Here is a 15,823-nt window from a genome sequence, read left to right as displayed (position 1 = left end):
TATCCTACGGGCTAACTCGTATATACTGCTGCATCTCTTGGTGAAGTGCAGAACAGAAGTCAGTGCAATAGAATGGATAAACTCCTACTTCTTTTGCTTCCCATTTCATAGTTTTTGTTTGGCCTGGCATGATGAGTAAGTTTGGCAATGTAGAGCCATTGATTGCAAATCCATGTGGGACATCGTAATCTTGTTCCAAATTTGTAACATGGAAATGTAGCATATCACCTTTCTTTACTTCAACTTTATCTGGCTTGAAGTGAGAACGAATAGAAGTCATGTAGATATGAACTTGGTTTCCATTTCTCTCGATGCGTGCATCTTTTTCAGATTTGATTCCATAAGGATGTTTGTTTTCTTCGAGTGGAAAAATCTTTTTAGTTTTGTCTTTTAACATCGCAGCGGGAATCATCTGCGCATAATGCGGTTCACCCACTGTAGGGAAATCGGAAAGTAATTCAGCAGTGCTGCCTGAAATATCCCATAGTTGTGCGCTTTGCGCTAATTCCATTCCAACCGGCAAGTATCTATCTTTCGTAATTTTATTTAAGGCAACTAGGTATTTGCCGTAAGGTTTCTTATTATCTCCACCTACAACACTTAGGTGTCCTATGCTATAAAACGCAGGCATATGTTGCACAACTTCTCTTGATTTTACATCCCATTTTACAACTTCAGAACTTACGAAGCAAGATGTATAAGCAAATCCATTATTATCAAACTCTGTGTGAAGTGGACCTAAACAAGGTTTCTTAACCTCTCCAGCTAAAGTTGATTCGTATTTCATAATAGGAATTCCCATAACTTCACCAGAAAAGTTTGCTTTATCTTCAATTGCTTTTACCAATTTAGAGTAAGAGTGGACTGCAATCACAGAAGCAAGTTTTCCTCCGGCTGCTATGTATTCACCACTTGGGTCAACGTCAGATCCATGAGGACTTTTGGGAGTCGGTAAAAAGTAAGCAACACCAGGACAATCTTTTGGATCTAGCAATTTTACACCTGACATTTTTTCTGCAACTGCGGGTGCATTTTCTGGTAGGTAATTATGATAATAGACACCGGAAAAATCTTTTGCTTTTCCTGCATCTTTACACGCTTTCGCCTTCACCCAGTTAAATGCCATCACATAGTCTTTATCATTCTTAGAAGCGCCTACCTCGATCATCTGAAATGCCTGTTCAGTATTGTATGTTGTAAAGAAGCACCAATCATGAGAAGGACCCTTACCACATCTACTTAAATCGTAACTAAATGCAGGAGCTAACATCTGTAATTCTACACTCATTTTTCCATCTTTAGGATCAATTTTAATCATAGAAATTGAACCGTTAAACTTACCTTTTCCCATTTCCTCAATTGCAATGTCTTTCTGTGGAATTGGAATGGAAAAACGAGTTGCTGACATCGCATATTCTGTATTTTCCGTTAAGAATGGTGAAGCGTGATTACCCGCAGTATTTGGAATTTCAATAATTTCTTTTGTTTCAAATGTTGTTAAATCAATTCTAGCAATACGAGGTGTATTGTTTCCATTGATAAATAGCCATCTACCATCATGGTTTCCATTTGTCAGAGAAAGTTCTGGATGATGTGAATCATCCCAAGTAACATATCCTTTAGAAGTTAAAAGCATATCTTTGGTTTCTTCATCCGATCCATAGCTGTTTTCTTGAAAAAGGGAGAATACGGGGATAATCTTAAATAGTCGCGCAGATGGAATTCCATATACACCTATTTGTCCATTAAATCCACCGGACATAAAAGCATAGACTTCATCTTTTTCACCTGGTGCTACATATACCTTTTGTGCAGCGTTAGACGCTAGCAATGCCTGTCCTTGTTTCTTTCCGCAGCTTGCGATAATTGCTACGAGAGAAACTAAGAATATAATTTTTACTAATTTACTCATATAAATCTCCTCTTATTTTTTCTGTTATCCATTTGTCTAAAGTATTCCAATATCTCTCTTGTTTCATCTTGACTTACATTTTGAAATGTCATTTGCACAAGATACGTCGCATAAAGCTCCATAGCCGCTGGATCTTTTTGTGTCATCTCTACAGGATTTAGGATCATATTCATAATCCACTCAGGGCTTCTTCTTTCTGTAACTCCGGCTAGAGGTGGACCGACAACTTTTTCTTCGAATTTATGGCAGGCACTACACTTCGTATCAAAGTGCTGTTTGCCTTTAGCCGCTTTGGCTTGGTCAATATCACCTAAGTCAACTTTGGTGACAGGACCAATTCCCTTGCCATTTACATCCACTGCAGAACTCGTTCCTGAATCAGCTCCGTCCCCTTCTTTCTTACAGAATGTAAAGGGCAAAATCAATATAATTGATATTGTTATGATTTGCTTTATGAATTTCATAATCATACTCCTAGTCTTTCTTGTTACTATACCGAGGTTTGTGAATTAGGTAATTGATGTATGTCAAATGCACTGTTTTTTTAAAAATAAAGTTTATTATAGAGTAGGGGGATTGGGTAAAAACATCCTTCACTTTGCTTTCACACAAATCCCTCACTATTAGATAAGAGAGAGCCGGAAGTTTTATCTGCTTGACATTCCTGAAAACATAAATTTGAATTGAATCTCAAGATGAGTGCAGAAGAAAAAGAAATCCTACTTCAAATGCAGCAGAATATTCAAAGTATTTTAGATTTGCTTCAATCAAGTCACGAGCCAAACAATGGATATAAAATCGTTTTATTTCTTGTTCCCATTTTTGGAATCGTCTTTGGCTCTACTCTACTATGTCTCATTTTTTTCATGTGGCATAGACAGAGACTGGAATTGATTCGAACGGGGCTTTACAAGCCTTTTGATTTTGATTTCAGAGCCTATTCTTTTTTTCTAGGACTTTTGTTGACATTTACAGGACTTACGCTTGCAATAGTTTTCATCATGGTCTTAGGAAATTCTTTGGCTATGTTAGGAGGGTTAATCCCATTAGCGATCGGTCTCAGTCTATTGACATTTTACAAACTGCGTCCTTAACGGAAGAACGGCAAATTCTATGTAACCCCGCGGACTGGTTTTGTATTCAGTCTGTTCTTGCAGGAGATTTTTCCGCCTTCGAATTTTTAATGGATAAATACCAGGGGATGATTTTTTCACAGGCAATTAAATATACTGGAAATCAGGAAGAGGCAGAAGATTTAACACAAGAAATATTTCTAAAGGCTTTCGAAGCTCTTTCTACCTTCAAAGGGGAATCACAATTCTCCACATGGGTCTATTCCATTGCTCGCAACAAAATCCTAATGAAGCACCGCAAAGAAAGCACGAATCCGCAAATTTCTGCTGATGATGTTGAGGAAGTTCATAATAAATACTTTGATAAAATTAAAAAATGGCGGGAACAGATTACTCCCGAAATGCAAATCTTAAAACAAGAAATGAACACAAAGATAGCATCGTTACTTTCTCGTTTACCGTCTAACTATAAGAATCCGCTGATGCTTTATTATTTTGAAAATATGTCATACAAAGAAATTTCTGAAAAATTAGATATTAAAGTCAACACACTAAAAAGTTATATCTTTCGCGGTAAAGAGCTAATGAAGGATTGGTTACAAAAAGACAATGATTGATAATAAATATTTTACGAATCCAGATATATATGCTACTTTCGAGCCTTCTTCTGACAAAATAAAGAAAGGTTTTTTTGCGAGAATCATACCTTACAATTATATAAAGTATACTCTCTATTCTCTAGCCCTTTTATTTGTTTCGCCTATCGTATTAGTTCTGTTAAATTTAGATTTAATGCAAGATGCTAGTCTTTTTTATCCGATTCTTTGGACATTATGTATTTCTTTTTTGTTCTATGCGATTTTAGCCGGTGCGATTTTAATCGTTTATAAAATTCCCTACATGCAAGAATTAAAGGAGAAATTGGGCTATACAGAAAGGTAATCATTGTGTCACCTCGAACTGCTTTATAGTGAGAGGTCTATATTGCTTAATACTATCGTTGTATTGCCAAATAGATTTCTCGCAGCGCAAACTCGGAAGCTGCTAATTCGAAATAACATGAATAACTTGATTAATACAAAAATTATGAAAAAAATCTTAACTATCTTTATCACACTTACATTTCCAATTTTATTAATTGCTCAAGAAGGCAAAACCAAATTAACCGCAAATGAGCTTTTGCAAATGCAAGAATCAGAAGCTTTCAATGCAATTAGTAAATTAAGCAAAGAGGATTCTGCTGAAATCATTACCCAGATTCGAAGTTCTGCTCGTAAAGAATACCCAAACATCGACAAATTTTATTTAGTCATATCACATCTTGAGAGTATAAAAGCTATCGAAGAAGAACAAGCTCGCTTGCGAAGTTTAAATCTAGTTTATGGATTGGCGCTTCTTTTGGTTCTGGGGTTACTCGGATATATCCTCTACTCGCAGAGAAAGACAATTCAAAACCTAAATCAACTTTTAAAGTAATGAATAGCTATTTTAGCATAGAAGAAATTCAAGGGCAGGATACTGCTTTACAATACATTCGGCATTATGTGAAATCTCCTCATATGATTCCGCCGCTCTTAGTCTTTTACGGACCCGCTAGTGTGGGGAAATGGGCGTTAGCTGAACGATTCTCTCGCCATATACTTTGTTTAACCGGGACTGGTTGTGGTATTTGTCAATCTTGCAAATCTTTTATCAATAATCAACACCCTGACTTTATTGTATTCCCTTCGAATCAGAGAATTGCGATTGGGGATGATAAAGAGCCTGCCGAGTTTACTGTTCGTTGGTTACAGAATAGACGCCTCAATTATAGACCGCATTTATCCAAATATCGAATTATATTATTTCCCGATGCAAGTTTGATTAATAATGAAGCAGAATCTGCTCTTCTAAAATCACTCGAAGAACCGCCGGCGCATTCTAGATTCATTTTTATTGTAGACGATTTAATGAAATTGAAGCAAACTATTATTAGCCGTGCAATCTGTATTCCATTTCAATACTTAAACAAGCAAGTTCTACAAAGTCTCAGTGCAGATTTGCAATTGTATCGTGAAGATTTTTTTGGTGGAAGTTTAATTCCCTACGATATTCCGAGTGAGGTAATTACGCTTACCCGCGAAATGATTTCAAAGAATTTAAAGGATTCAATTTTACTTTTACAATTAGAAAATTGGATACGCGAATACAAAGACGATCATCCTGAGTGGACGGAAGATTTTGATTACACAGAATTTTTAGAGCTAGTCTCTACGATTATGATTTATGAATTTAGCAAAGAAAACATTGAAGATAATTCCGCTCAAATTGAAATGCTTTATAACTTTAAAAATCATTTGCATAAAAACATTCCTGGCTTAGAGCATTTTTTACTGAGTGAATTATTTCATAAGCTAACAAGAGAATAAGTGATAACGGAAGATTTTTTCAATTTAACTCCTGATATAATTTTGCATTTAGTAGAAAGTCTTGGACTCAACCCAACCGGTCATTGCTTTGCGCTGAACAGTTTAGAAAATAGAGTATATAGTGTGCGATTAGAAGCAGATGAAAATATTGTCGTCAAATTCTATCGACCGGGACGTTGGACGAAAGAGCAAATATTGGAAGAGCATGGTTTTCTTTTTGATTTGCAGGAGAATGAAATTCCAGTCTGCGCGCCAAGAATTTTTCAAGGTAAAAGTCTCTTTGAAAAAGCAGGTATCTACTGTGCTATATGGAATCGAACCGGTGGTAGAGCACCCGAAGAATTAACGATAGAAGAGCTACAAATGCTCGGAAGGTATCTTGGGAGATTACACAACGTTGGTGCTTCTACTCAATCCAAACATCGAAACCAATTAACTGCAAAGAAATACGGTATCGAGCCATTGCGCTTTGTGATAGAGAAGGGGTTTATTCCGATTACCCTTCAAAAGAAATATTCAGAGTTAGTAAATGAAGTTTGTGAGATATATGAATCCTTTTTAGAAGAGGAACCATTCATTCGAATTCATGGGGATTGTCATAAGGGAAATATTCTAAAAGGAGAAAACGGTTTTTTCTTTCTTGATTTTGATGATTTCTTATCCGGTCCTGCTGTCCAAGATATTTGGATGGTATTGCCCCCACAAAACGCTGAAGGCATAGTTGCAAGAGAAGCTTTGTTATCAGGCTATAGAGAATTTAGAGAATTCAATGATTCTTCCCTTCGGCTAATCGAAGTTCTCCGCGCATTAAGATACATTCATTACTCAGCCTGGATTGCTCGTAGATGGGAAGATCCATCATTTCCAAATGCATTTCCTCATTTTGGTGACGAAGAGTATTGGACAAAAGAAATAAAAGACTTAGAAATACAACTTGGCTTTATTTACAGCGGAGAAAGTTTTTCCTCCAATGATATAATTTCAGAGGTAAAAGAAGAGTTGCCTCTTACCAACAAAGATTTTTTCTGGGATATGTGAATAAAATAACCAAGTTACCAAACAGGCTGTCAATACTGTCACCTCGAATATCTTCCACCTTTTCGCTTTGCTCTCTATCAGCAGGCGATGTGAGAGGTCTATCTATCTTAGAACTTACAAGTATTAATCGCTTTAAGCTAAATAGATTTCTCACACACTGAATAGTCGTAGTGTAAACTTTGAATTCATTGGTTCGAAATGACCGTATTCAGCGACAGACTGAAATCTCTTCTAAATACAAAAAGACTAAAGGAACATTGATGAAATTAATTTTTGCTTTATGTTTAGTTTTTAGCCTTACTAATTGCACGACTGTTGGGTTTCATGATAATAAAGTTCGAAATGCGATAGACTTTGGAGAAGAGCAAACCTTAAATGTATGCGTATTCTACGAAGACACTATCAGCAAATCAGAAGTAGCCGACCTAGAAATAGATTGGGCGCAAGAATTAGCCTTATATAAAATCAAATTACAATTCAAGAAAACTAAGAAGGTGGAACGATTTGCTTTTTTCGGAACGGATGTATTAGACCAACTACGGAAGTATAAGCTTGGTCCCGATTGTGATCGTATCGTCTATATGGTGGGGAGAACTTGGGGAGATATTGCTTATGAAGTTATGACGCTCGGAATTTTCTATGGCGTAGGAATTAAATTAGAAGTCCATGGAGCAGTAGAGTCATACACAAATACCCGTGGTTTCGTCAAATCAAAGTATGCCGCTCTTTTACAGCTTCTATTTACAAGTCCTAGCTCCACTCTCATCCATGAAGGATATCATCTCATGGGCTGTCCTCATATGTTTTGGAAAGATGAGTGTTATAAGATTATTTTAGATGCGAAGAATCGAAATCGCAAAAACAATAGAACTGACAAACTATTTAGTATTCAATCCACTGGCGACAAACAAGAATATTACTCAACTGAGCAAGTGAATTATTTCTGGGGAAGTGATACTGATTTTGCAGCGGATAATAATAAATAATCACCTGACTTGTAAAGGGTGAGTTAAAAGAAATCACGGCAGGAATTTATCCACTATGATTGCTCCACCTACCTTTTGATAAACAAAATAAAAATAACCCTGCGCAAAAGTCAAATGAGCGTTGTTTCTACCATTGAAGTTGTCATACGGAGTATATGTCAGTGTCTGGATTGATCCTGCATTAAACTGTGGAGCAATGGTTGCTGTAGTCCAATCAAACAAGCTTGTTGCAAATTCATATGGTGTAACATTCAAATAATAGTCCATGATAAATATTTTATTCCCACCACGAGCTGCAACAATTCCGGAAGAGTTTTTATTCTTTCCAGCTTGGTGGATAGCTAAGTTTTTAACACTTGCGCCATTCAACGTACCGTCGGCTATATCAACCAAGAAATCATCAACAGTTCCTATGAAGATAGCACTTACATCACTTGCATTCGCTCTAGAAACAAAACACAAATCCGTTGTTGATATATAATAAAGAGATCCAATGAGACTGGCAGTCTTCTCCCCTCCTGCAACTAGACCTAAACTCGCATTTATTTTTGAAAACTGAGGAGCACTTGATTTTTGTATCCAGAGTTGACTTGCAGAGTCTTTGAATACTGCGGATATTTGTTGGTTTGTGTAATTTATAAATTGAACTGTAAAAGTTTCTGAACTTGTATCAAACTTCATTAATCCTGTTCCTGTTGCCGGAGCACCATTGTCAATGACCGCTAGATAAATAATTCCATCTATACAATACATCTGATTCAATCCATTTCCTGTGGTTACTCCAATACTATCCACAGCAGTCGCTATAGAACCAGCACCGGCATCATTGAATTTATGTATTCGGTAATTTCCACCTGTTACGCTAAGTCCGAAAACCTTACCGCCACAAGCGAGGAAATTTGTTCCATTTATTGGTATACTTAGTTTTCCGGCAGTACCAAAGCCTGAGTCGTACTGACCTGCTGCATTTACTTTTACTAAATACTCTGTGCCATTCAGAATCTTATAATAAAAATTTCCATTCAATTCAAAATCTCCATACCGTGTGCTATATGAAGATGGTGTAGCACCTGTTAAGATAGCACTATTCGTTACTGCAATGCTAATAGTTGCTGTTGTGCTCCCAAAACTATTACTCGCTGTAATAGTATAACTAGTAGCCCCTTGTGCAAGCGTTGGTGTCCCTGCTATCTGACAAGTGGTAATATTAAAAACTAATCCTGCAGGTAAAACAGGAGTAACCGCACAACTAATGATAGTTCCAGTGACTGTCGGCAAAATAGGATTCATTGCTAGATTAGTTGTAAGATTGAATGGTGATCCCGAATAACTCATTGCACTCGGCGCTGCGGATGTAGGAGTAGTTACAGTCACCGGTGTTGGTACTGTAGGCGTAGGTATTGGAGTCGACGTAGGTTCTGCACTCGAAATAATTGGTGTTGTGTCCACAAATTCAATTTGGCTTGCGATCTGGGCAGATGTGATTGTTGACGTAGCGGGTAACGTATTAGAAATTGGTCTGCCTATTGTTAACTTACCTCCATCCGCAAAATAACTCGTAATCCCAGGAAGAAGTATTGTAGTAAGTGTATTATTGGAAAAAATTATTTGATTCGGGAAAACTCCAACGATTATTGGATTGCCATCGATCCCTCTGCCATCAAATATTCCATCTTCGAAATCAACAGCAAATGCTTCGATCATCGCATCAATATCATCTATTGAAATAGTTGCTCCCTTTTTATATTTATTTGCTAAATGAGAGAAACCGACTAAAATTGAAATGAATTTTGCGGTCAAAGGACTCGATGGATTGTCTAATTCTAATAGTATGTCATCCAATTCAGGATAATTTATTTCGTTTATACTCGTAGTAGACGCTCTAGGGCTTGGATTTGCTTTTCCTGAAGACGCCGATAGACCACTTTGAAGTCCAAATCGCACTACAATTTCTTTACTTGCTTTTTTTATGTAATGCACTTACATTAGCTCCCTCTCCCGCTTGCTTGATTAGATACTGTAACCTTTTAGCTAATAATTTCGAAAAAGGAGAAACCATTGCATTCTTGCGGTTATTATTGATTATCTTGCTTTCTGGAAGGATTGTTACCAATTTAAAAGTAGAAGTCGTTGGAACAGAAACGTCTGAATTTGCTTTCTCATCGAAAAGGGAAGTCTTTCCGTTTGGATTCGTGGCCACAGTCAAACATACCACTGAACCTGTTTTGTTATAAACCAATGAATAATTCCCTAACTCATCGGTTGTTTCCGTTGCTAAAATGGAAGAAGCACTGCAACTACCGTCTTTATTCAGAGAACTGACTGTAACGATTGCATTTTTTACTATCCCTTTAACCGCCGTTCCAGAAATGGTGAGACGATTGCTTCTTTGTGACATAATGCCTAAATTTGTTAAAATAGAATTCTTGTCTTCCTCAGAATTGGTAGACCCTTTACAGAAAGTGAATAAGGAAATTAAAATTAAAACAAATAGGTTTCGCATAGATTTTCTCCTGACATTAATGTGTAATACTTTCAGACTCTATAAAGTCAATAATTCTTTCTTAATTTATTTATTGGACAAGGATCTCGTAAGTCTAGCCAACGATTAACGACTTGATTAGAAAATTCTACTCGTCTAGGTCTGGATTTTGTAAAAACAGTTCGTAGTCTTCCATAGAAAGAAATAGATTGATGTGATCGGGTAAATCACTATGCTTCATAATATTTCCCATATGAGTTCCAGTGATAAGACCGATTCGTTTTTTCCCAAATAGTTTTAGAATCTTTTCTAGTATTTGCATTTCCTCTAGAGTGATTTCTGGTAATGTGCGTAGGTCAAATGCAATATGTTTGTTGATTGAGTTTTTTATGAAATCATGATTGATTACTCTACGAATTTCAGGCAGCACATAATTTTTAATACCTGAGCGGAAAATAATGACTACCCGCTCATCATTATTAAGTGCTACAGCTACGTGATGAACAGTTTCTTTGATTATATTGGCGCGAATATTTTCGGATATGCTGAGTAGTTCGTTTACCTTTTGCACTAACGCATTTTGTTTTACCGGTTTAGGTAAATAACCTGCGATACCGATCTTCTGAAGATACTCTAAGAATGGAACATTCAAATCTGGTATTAGTGCTAGAACAGGAATATGTTTTGTAATGGGCTCTTTTTTTAGATAAATTAAAGTTTCTGCTGTGTCTCTTTCTTGTGCTTGAAATCCAATGATGATTAAATCAGGAGGGGCTGATCTTGCGTATTCAAGTCCCTTCTTTGCACTAACGGTATCAACTAGGCGAAACCGATTGCCCGAAAGATGACCTTCGTATTCTTTTAAAGCATAAAAGTCTGTCTCAATTAACAAAACTAGCTGCATAGAATCATCATCCTACCTTCCTATTTTTTTAGGTAAATCAGAAAACTGATTTATTATCCTAGATTTTCAATTAATATTTTTAAACTCAATACTTTGGGATAGACGGGTCTGCTTCATCGGAGTAGGAAAGAATTCCTCCTTCCAAATTAGACACTTTAGTAAAGCCGTTTCGTTTTAACTTTCCGTAAGCAGTTGTGGATCGACCACCACTTCTACAGTATACTATGACTTCCTTTCCCTCTTTTTTATATGATTCTAATTTTGACATTTCTAAATCAAAGTCGTGCAATGGGATTAATAAGTCTGTTCCTGGAATTACTGCGATTTCTTGTTCATTCGGGTTCCTAACATCCACTAAAATAAAATCATCGTTTCCTTTTTCTCTTTCGCCTAACTTTCTTTTAAGCTCTTCAGGACTAATGTTCATTAATTTATTTCCTCACTTAAAATTTCCCACTTTTCTGTTAAATTGGCAATCTCTTTTTTCGTTTCATTGTAATTGTCCAATTCAGTTTGATAACTTCTATTTTTAAAAAATCCGGGATCTGCTAAAAGTTCTTCTAAATGTTTTTTATTTTTTTCCAATAAATCTAGTCGTGCTTCAATTTCATCTATCTCTTTCTGAATTTTCTTTAAGCGGTTTTTATCATTATTCTTACTCGCATTCGTTTCTTTTTGACGAACAGGCTTGGTCGCTTGACTTTCTTCTCCGTAAACTCCTTCTTTGTGAAATTTTAAATAATCATCGAAGGAACAATTTAAATTTTTTAATACACCGCCGGATAATTCAAAGGTTCTATCACAAAGACCTTTCAAGAAATCAGGATCATGACTGATGATAAATAATGAGCCAGGAAAATCAATCAGAGCATGTTTTAATGCGTTACGCGTAACCATGTCCAAATGGTTTGTAGGCTCATCCATGAATAGGCAATTGGCTGGAGTTAAGACCATAAGTGCCATTCTAAGCCTACTCTGCTCACCACCCGACATAGCGGATACTTTCTTGTATATCGTATCACCAGAAAATGAAAAATGTCCTAAGATATTTCGAACTGCTTCATCTGACATAGCTGGATATACTTTTAAAATAGACTCAAGCATATTGAGCGAGGGATGCAAATCTTCCCCATGAGTCTGTGAAAAATAAGCAATCTTAGTTTTAGGACCGAAGTAAATCGATCCAGCGGTTAATGTGTGTCTGCCGAGTATGGAGCGCATAAGAGTAGATTTACCCGCACCATTTGGACCAACAAGTGCAATCTTATCACCAGCGGATACTTCTAAATCTGCATCTTTATAAATTACCTTTCCATTTTTTTCATATTGGAAACTTGCATTCTCTAAACGAAATGTAATTTTCCCATCTGGAATATGATTAAACCGATAGCTAGGTTTTTTGTTCCAAAAAATATCCTCTGGATTGTCAACACTATCTCGCTTATCTAATCTTTTAATCGCACTTTGCACTTGTTTTGCTTTTGTTGCTTGTGCTCTAAAACGATCAATCCATTCCATTCTCTTTTTGAGATAGGCTTCTTCTTTCTTGAATTGATTTTTTAGTTTTTCATGCAGCTCATTTTTTTCTTCTAAGAATGCTTCGAGTGTTCCACGAAACTCGATTATACCTTTGAGAGAAATTTCTGCAATGGTATCTGTTACATCATTTAGAAATTCTGGATCGTGAGTAACAATTACAAATGTAGTCTTGATTGATTTTAAAAAATCACGAAGCCATTCTTTGGTTGTATCATCTAAGTGATTTGTTGGTTCATCGAGTAAAAGTAAATTGTAAGGATTAAGTAGCGCAATCGCTAAACCAATTCTATGATGATAACCTGGAGAAAAATTCTTTACTTGTCTTGTGTAGGCATCATCTTTAAAACCAAGACCACTCAAAATTTTCTTTGCTTTAATTTCTAAGTTGTGCAAATCGTGAGTATGCGCAAAATCTTCTAGCTCTGCTTGATCTGTTAGAAGTTTTTCAAATTCTTCACTCTCATGATTTGTGGTTTCGAAGCGTTTGTCGATATCTTCTTTTCGCTCTAAGTATTTTTTATAAAGTGTATTGGAAATGAGTGCAGTGTCTATGACAGATTTTTCTTCATCAAAATTTGGTATTTGATGAAAGAGAGAAATGACTGTATCCTTTGCACGAACTAATTCTCCGCCATCCGGTTTAATTAAGCCGGCAGCCATTTGAAACAAAGTAGTCTTACCCGCTCCATTGGGACCGACTAATCCAACTTTGCTGTTCGGCTTGATGTGCCAAGAGAAACCATCGTATAAAACGTTAGCTCCATATTGGTGACGAATATTTATAAATTGAATCAAGGATGTTTACAAAATGCGAGTGGAGCGCGGTTACGCTCCTTTAGGCGGAGATTATTTTTTTAATTCTGCTTTTCTCTGATTGATATGTTTTACATATTTTGATAAATCAGAATTTTTGTTATCAGTAGCTTTTTTCAAAGCAGCATCTAACTCTGCTGGGCTCATTTTTGAAATTTTCTTGTTTTTCTTTTCTTTGTTCTCGTCAGACATGGTTATGGTTTCCTCTACTACCAGAATTTACAGAAACGGTCAAACGTCATTCCTTTTTTGAAACGGATAAGGCTAAAGCCTAACCTTAAGAAATTGACATAACTTCATACAAAGTAACGACTTGGGACTTTCCTTTGACGGAGTGTTCGCCGACGTTTCGAGTAGGAATGCGGTCATTTAATTGAGCGTTTACGGTTTCGGAAATTAAGAAATCAGTTTTAAGCTCTTTGCATTTGCTTTCGATGCGACTTGCTAGATTCACAGTATCACCGATGACAGTGTATTCCATCCGGTTTTCGGTTCCAATATTTCCGGCAATTACACTTCCAAAATGAATTCCAATCCCGATTCGCAATTCTGATAAACCCTTTTTCTTTCTATCGGCATTGAGTTCGACTAACGCTTTTTTCATGGCAAGACCTGCGACTACTGCTCTGTAAGCGTCGTCTGGCTTTGGATCAGGAGTTCCGAAAGTTGCCATGATTCCGTCTCCGATGAATTTATCTAGAGTGCCACCATTTTCAAAAATAATATTTACCATCTTTGCATGATACTCTTTTAAAAGTTCTACAACATCTTCAGGCTTTAAACTTTCGCTCAGTGTGGTAAAATCTCGAATATCCGTAAACATAACGGCTACGTCTTGTTTTCTTCCAGAAGAATTTACAAGACTCTCATCAGAAGTGGCTATCTTATCAAATACGTTAGGCGAAAAGTAACGACTTACTTGCATCTTGGCTACTTCTAAATTGACTGCTTCATAGATAAGCTTTCTAGATTGATAAGTAAAGAAGGATAGAATTAAACCTGAAAATACAAATGTCAAAAGAGTAGAAAAATAAAATTCTCCACTAACTGTGCTACCAAGCATATGAGTTACAAAGTCACTTGATATAATAGTTCGTGTATCTTGCTTTGCATAAAAAAATAGTATGAGAGAAAAAAAGGTAACCCCGCCGGCGATAATTAAGGGATACTGTGGTCTGATTGTAAAACTATGAATGATTAAAATCGCAAAATACATAGAAACATAAGTCGGAGCTTTTAGCATATAAGCCCTCGAAACTGAATCGCCACCTACCGATTCATGCCAGATATAAGGAAGGCAAGCCAACACACAAACATCGAGGATAGCGCTCATTATCCCAATAAAAGACAGATTCCGTTTTTGCTTTAGGAGATAGATAAAATAAAAAGTAGCAATGAAAGATATAATAGAAATTAACCCCACAGCCACTCTTTCCATCAAACTCTTGGCAACTATCATTGTGATACTAATATTGACAAATACGAAAAATAATCGGAAGTAGCTAATAAACTTTAGCCCCTTAATTTCTCTTTCGAGTAGTAATTCTTTGGTTGTAATCATAAGGCAGGACTATTCGTATAATTGTTCTTAATTTTAGATAAGAACTCTTGCAATTCTCGAACGAAAATTTCCGAATTTACACTTTCAATGCAATCATTTTCTTTTAAAATAAAACTAAATAAGGCAGAACGATTAGTTGTGGTTAATAGAAAAGTATTTACTACTTTTTTAAAGGGGTGAGGATATAAAAATTTTTCTAGCTTCCAGGAATTTTCCGGGCTACAGGTAATCTCTAAAGACTCCGCTTCATGCACATTAAAATTGAGTGCATGGTAATTCAAATCGTTTTCATTTATCTTACCGTTAAATAGGAATTCGCCGCTCATTTCGGAAATCTTTAGAATCTTGGGAATTAGAAATCGACGCTTTTCTTTTTTTTCTCGATCAAATACGATTAAGTAAAAGTCTTCCGAATTTCTTTTGATGATTTGCAATGGCTCAATTTCGCGCTGATGACTTTCTTTCGGATTTGTTTTGAAATATTCGATTTTGAGAGGAGTTCTATTTTTGATAGCAGTCATGATTTTATAGAGATTCTCTGAAATTTCAGAAATTTCTTCCTCATTCACTGTATTCTCATTTGAAGGTTTTTTCTTGATACTAGGAAAATGTTGAAGATCACGAGAAAATATTTTTTGAGAAGCGGTAAACAGTTCATTAGACGCTATCTCTTCTGACTTTTTGAGAACTAAGAAGGAAAATTTTCTTAGCTCTTCCTCTGTCATTTGAATGCGAGCATCTCTTTGGGAATCATCCATTCGATAGACGTTATACTCCATAGACTCATGCGATACTTTGTGGAATTTTATGGAGAATCCATTTTCTTTTAATTCATCAATGTCTCTTTGTAATTTCTTTTGATCGGATTCGAGATTGGAATTGGAATAGTATTCCTTCATAATCTGACGAAGTTGAACAAAGGACAAACCCTGACGATTTCTTATTAAGTTGAGCAAAAGACTGAGTTGCCGCTCTTCTGTTTCATTAATAGGTTTAGGATCAATTCCTAATTGAATGTCTTCTTTGTCTTTCATTATATATGTAAAAAAGGGAAGGGAGAAAAGAAAAGCGGGAAAGTTAAATTCATTCCCGCTTTAAGAGCAGCGA

The 15,823-nt window shown here is 36.1% G+C and carries 17 protein-coding genes; 7 read left to right on the top strand and 10 right to left on the bottom strand.

Going from position 1 to position 15,823, the window contains the following annotated elements; genetic code table 11:
• Window positions 1–4: 4 nt before the first annotated feature.
• A complete protein-coding gene (gene nosZ, locus IPH52_02300) occupies window positions 5–1,912 on the bottom strand; it encodes a Sec-dependent nitrous-oxide reductase (protein MBK7053872.1) in 1,908 nt (635 codons plus the stop codon).
• Window positions 1,909–2,376, bottom strand: a complete 468-nt coding sequence (locus IPH52_02295) for a cytochrome c (GenBank protein MBK7053871.1) — start codon at window positions 2,374–2,376, stop codon at window positions 1,909–1,911. The genes nosZ and IPH52_02295 overlap by 4 nt, the downstream gene beginning before the upstream one ends.
• Window positions 2,377–2,607: 231 nt before the next feature.
• Here IPH52_02295 and IPH52_02290 point away from each other — a divergent pair, with 231 nt between their 5' ends.
• The 7 genes from IPH52_02290 to IPH52_02260 all read left to right on the top strand — a co-directional run bounded on the left by IPH52_02290 (window position 2,608) and on the right by IPH52_02260 (window position 7,417).
• Window positions 2,608–3,006: a hypothetical protein gene (locus tag IPH52_02290; protein ID MBK7053870.1), complete on the top strand. Its 399-nt coding sequence runs from the start codon at window positions 2,608–2,610 to the stop codon at window positions 3,004–3,006.
• 89 nt (window positions 3,007–3,095) lie between these two features.
• Window positions 3,096–3,602, top strand: coding sequence for a sigma-70 family RNA polymerase sigma factor (locus IPH52_02285; protein ID MBK7053869.1), 507 nt, complete (start codon window positions 3,096–3,098; stop codon window positions 3,600–3,602).
• Entirely contained in the window at window positions 3,595–3,927 is a 333-nt protein-coding gene (locus IPH52_02280) for a hypothetical protein (protein ID MBK7053868.1), read from the top strand. Before IPH52_02285 ends, IPH52_02280 begins: the two co-directional genes overlap by 8 nt.
• A gap of 144 nt (window positions 3,928–4,071) precedes the next feature.
• Complete coding sequence (locus IPH52_02275) at window positions 4,072–4,461, top strand: hypothetical protein (protein MBK7053867.1); 390 nt, start codon at window positions 4,072–4,074, stop codon at window positions 4,459–4,461.
• On the top strand, window positions 4,461–5,393 hold the full coding sequence (locus tag IPH52_02270) for a hypothetical protein (protein ID MBK7053866.1): 933 nt from the start codon (window positions 4,461–4,463) through the stop codon (window positions 5,391–5,393). Before IPH52_02275 ends, IPH52_02270 begins: the two co-directional genes overlap by 1 nt.
• 3 nt (window positions 5,394–5,396) lie before the next feature.
• Complete coding sequence (locus IPH52_02265; protein ID MBK7053865.1) at window positions 5,397–6,431, top strand: serine/threonine protein kinase; 1,035 nt, start codon at window positions 5,397–5,399, stop codon at window positions 6,429–6,431.
• A gap of 260 nt (window positions 6,432–6,691) precedes the next feature.
• Window positions 6,692–7,417 carry a hypothetical protein gene (locus tag IPH52_02260; GenBank protein MBK7053864.1) on the top strand — a complete coding sequence of 242 codons (726 nt, stop codon included), beginning with the start codon at window positions 6,692–6,694 and terminating at the stop codon, window positions 7,415–7,417.
• Window positions 7,418–7,450: 33 nt separating this feature from the next.
• On the opposite strand, the gene IPH52_02255 is transcribed toward IPH52_02260, so the two are convergent.
• The 8 genes from IPH52_02255 to IPH52_02220 form a co-directional block, all read right to left on the bottom strand.
• Entirely contained in the window at window positions 7,451–9,397 is a 1,947-nt protein-coding gene (locus IPH52_02255; protein ID MBK7053863.1) for a putative Ig domain-containing protein, read from the bottom strand.
• Window positions 9,372–9,920 (bottom strand): hypothetical protein, encoded by a 549-nt coding sequence (locus tag IPH52_02250; GenBank protein ID MBK7053862.1) that lies wholly within the window; start codon window positions 9,918–9,920, stop codon window positions 9,372–9,374. Before IPH52_02250 ends, IPH52_02255 begins: the two co-directional genes overlap by 26 nt.
• 127 nt (window positions 9,921–10,047) lie before the next feature.
• On the bottom strand, window positions 10,048–10,803 hold the full coding sequence (locus tag IPH52_02245; GenBank protein ID MBK7053861.1) for a hypothetical protein: 756 nt from the start codon (window positions 10,801–10,803) through the stop codon (window positions 10,048–10,050).
• An 85-nt stretch (window positions 10,804–10,888) separates the two neighbouring features.
• Window positions 10,889–11,224, bottom strand: a complete 336-nt coding sequence (locus IPH52_02240; GenBank protein ID MBK7053860.1) for a rhodanese-like domain-containing protein — start codon at window positions 11,222–11,224, stop codon at window positions 10,889–10,891.
• Window positions 11,225–11,229: 5 nt separating this feature from the next.
• Complete coding sequence (locus IPH52_02235; GenBank protein ID MBK7053859.1) at window positions 11,230–13,137, bottom strand: ABC-F family ATP-binding cassette domain-containing protein; 1,908 nt, start codon at window positions 13,135–13,137, stop codon at window positions 11,230–11,232.
• 51 nt (window positions 13,138–13,188) lie between these two features.
• Window positions 13,189–13,347: a hypothetical protein gene (locus tag IPH52_02230; protein ID MBK7053858.1), complete on the bottom strand. Its 159-nt coding sequence runs from the start codon at window positions 13,345–13,347 to the stop codon at window positions 13,189–13,191.
• A gap of 85 nt (window positions 13,348–13,432) precedes the next feature.
• A complete protein-coding gene (locus IPH52_02225; protein MBK7053857.1) occupies window positions 13,433–14,716 on the bottom strand; it encodes an adenylate/guanylate cyclase domain-containing protein in 1,284 nt (427 codons plus the stop codon).
• Window positions 14,713–15,750, bottom strand: coding sequence for a WYL domain-containing protein (locus IPH52_02220; GenBank protein ID MBK7053856.1), 1,038 nt, complete (start codon window positions 15,748–15,750; stop codon window positions 14,713–14,715). The genes IPH52_02225 and IPH52_02220 overlap by 4 nt, the downstream gene beginning before the upstream one ends.
• Between the last annotated feature and the right edge of the window lie 73 nt (window positions 15,751–15,823).

Source organism: Leptospiraceae bacterium, from assembly GCA_016708435.1.
Taxonomy (GTDB): Bacteria; Spirochaetota; Leptospiria; order Leptospirales; family Leptospiraceae; genus UBA2033.
Note: the sequence above shows the minus strand (reverse complement) of the source record. Positions and strands in the feature narration are given on the sequence as shown.

Excerpts from the sequence above, each read along its gene's own strand:
- nosZ (MBK7053872.1), bottom strand. The coding sequence starts at position 1,912 with ATGAGTAAATTAGTAAAAATTATATTCTTAGTTTCTCTCGTAGCAATT.
- IPH52_02295 (MBK7053871.1), bottom strand. The coding sequence starts at position 2,376 with ATGAAATTCATAAAGCAAATCATAACAATATCAATTATATTGATTTTG.
- IPH52_02290 (MBK7053870.1), top strand. The coding sequence starts at position 2,608 with ATGAGTGCAGAAGAAAAAGAAATCCTACTTCAAATGCAGCAGAATATT.
- IPH52_02285 (MBK7053869.1), top strand. The coding sequence starts at position 3,096 with ATGGATAAATACCAGGGGATGATTTTTTCACAGGCAATTAAATATACT.
- IPH52_02280 (MBK7053868.1), top strand. The coding sequence starts at position 3,595 with ATGATTGATAATAAATATTTTACGAATCCAGATATATATGCTACTTTC.
- IPH52_02275 (MBK7053867.1), top strand. The coding sequence starts at position 4,072 with ATGAAAAAAATCTTAACTATCTTTATCACACTTACATTTCCAATTTTA.
- IPH52_02270 (MBK7053866.1), top strand. The coding sequence starts at position 4,461 with ATGAATAGCTATTTTAGCATAGAAGAAATTCAAGGGCAGGATACTGCT.
- IPH52_02260 (MBK7053864.1), top strand. The coding sequence starts at position 6,692 with ATGAAATTAATTTTTGCTTTATGTTTAGTTTTTAGCCTTACTAATTGC.
- IPH52_02250 (MBK7053862.1), bottom strand. The coding sequence starts at position 9,920 with ATGCGAAACCTATTTGTTTTAATTTTAATTTCCTTATTCACTTTCTGT.
- IPH52_02245 (MBK7053861.1), bottom strand. The coding sequence starts at position 10,803 with ATGCAGCTAGTTTTGTTAATTGAGACAGACTTTTATGCTTTAAAAGAA.
- IPH52_02230 (MBK7053858.1), bottom strand. The coding sequence starts at position 13,347 with ATGTCTGACGAGAACAAAGAAAAGAAAAACAAGAAAATTTCAAAAATG.
- IPH52_02225 (MBK7053857.1), bottom strand. The coding sequence starts at position 14,716 with ATGATTACAACCAAAGAATTACTACTCGAAAGAGAAATTAAGGGGCTA.
- IPH52_02220 (MBK7053856.1), bottom strand. The coding sequence starts at position 15,750 with ATGAAAGACAAAGAAGACATTCAATTAGGAATTGATCCTAAACCTATT.